Origin of the sequence: Parabacteroides sp. AM58-2XD, from assembly GCF_003463685.1 — a bacterium.
Classification (GTDB): Bacteria; Bacteroidota; Bacteroidia; order Bacteroidales; family Tannerellaceae; genus Parabacteroides; species Parabacteroides segnis.
In genome coordinates this window covers 1-1,581 of sequence record NZ_QSDP01000224.1, presented here as the reverse complement: position 1 = coordinate 1,581, position 1,581 = coordinate 1, and the positions used below count along the sequence as shown (strand labels likewise).

The following is a 1,581-nucleotide window of genomic DNA, read 5'->3' as shown; positions in this document are numbered from 1 at the left end:
GATAAAACAAGAAGAATACGACCAGCAGACTATAAATGACACTTATAGGACAAACAACAAACACCAACAAGACGACGCTAAGCAACAAGCTGACTTGCAACAACTAAATGCAAATTTCCTGATTACACAGATAGATGCAGCTTTTCAAGTATGGCAAAGACCCTGGAACAAACATCTTTCTTTTGATGAGTTTTGCGAATGGATACTCCCCTACCGGATTGGAAGCGAATTGCCGGAGATATGGAGGGAAGAATACTATAATGCCTTTGCCGGATTATTAACGGATAGCATATTGACTGCCCGCGATGCCTGTATTGCCATCAACAATGAACTGATTAAATTACCGATCCATGTCTTTAACGATTTCCCAAAACCGGCGGACATAAAACCCAGTAGCCTTATCCATATAAAATTCGGTTTATGCGGGGACTATACCAATCTGGCAATATATGCCATGCGTTCAATCGGGATACCTGTTACGACAGGAAATATTCCGCATTGGGGACATAGCAATAATAGCCACGCGTTCAACCTTCTATATGGCGAAGACGGAAACTATTATGATTTTGCTGGAGGTGAGCACCATCCGGGAGATCATCTCAAACATTTTGATGGCATACCGAAAGTATATCAGAAAACATTTTCCGTACAACAGACCTCTTTAGTGATGACAAATACATCTAAAGAAGAACTTCCTGCATTCTTCAAAAATCCTTTCATGAAAGATATTACGGAGCATTTTCCTGCTATTCATCCGCAGACCGTATCCGTTCCATTGAATAGAACCTGCAACAATAAATATGCCTATCTATGCGTATTTGATCCGCAAGGGTGGTTCCCGGTAGATTGGGGAAAGATATCCGATAAGAAAGTGACATTCAACCATATCGGTCCTGATATTATCTATCAGGTCAACAGTTATGAGGATAACTCTTTGCAACCGTTAAGTTCTCCCTTTGTCGTCGATTCCACCGGAAAGGTTACTATTTTCGAATGCCGGAGAGAAAAAGAAGACCTGTACCTCGAACGCAAATACCGCGAACCCAAACATCTCGAAGCCATACCTCCGGCATTCGTCGGTGGCAGATTCCAGGGGTCGGATTATGTGGATTTCCGGATAGCGGAAGATTTATATACGTTCACAGAAGCTCCAAGTTTCAAGTATACCACTATCGAGGTGAATCCTAAAAAGAGTTACAAATATTACAGATACCAGTCTTCTCCCAATCTACGGGGAAATATGGCTGAACTGGAATTTTACGATACAAATAGTCAGCAAATACTAAAAGGGGAAATTATCGGAACAGACAACACCAGCATCTACAACCCGCATGCAACCAAATATAATGTATTCGACGGAGACCCTCTCACCTTCTTCCACACACGCGACAGCATGAGTTGGGCAGGTCTGGCATTACCCAAGCCGACACATATAAACAAAATACGCTATATCATTCGGAATGATGACAACGGAATACGAAAAGGTAATCTCTATGAACTTTTCTATATAGATGAATCGGGTGCATGGGCCTCTGCCGGAAAACAAACGGCAGAGCAGGATGAATTATTAATATATAAACA

At 41.8% G+C, this 1,581-nt stretch carries 1 protein-coding gene; it reads left to right on the top strand.

The features are described 5' to 3' along the window. The coding region (locus tag DXA15_RS24940) for a transglutaminase-like domain-containing protein (RefSeq protein ID WP_147349112.1) at positions 1–1,581 on the top strand (1,581 nt) is incomplete at both ends.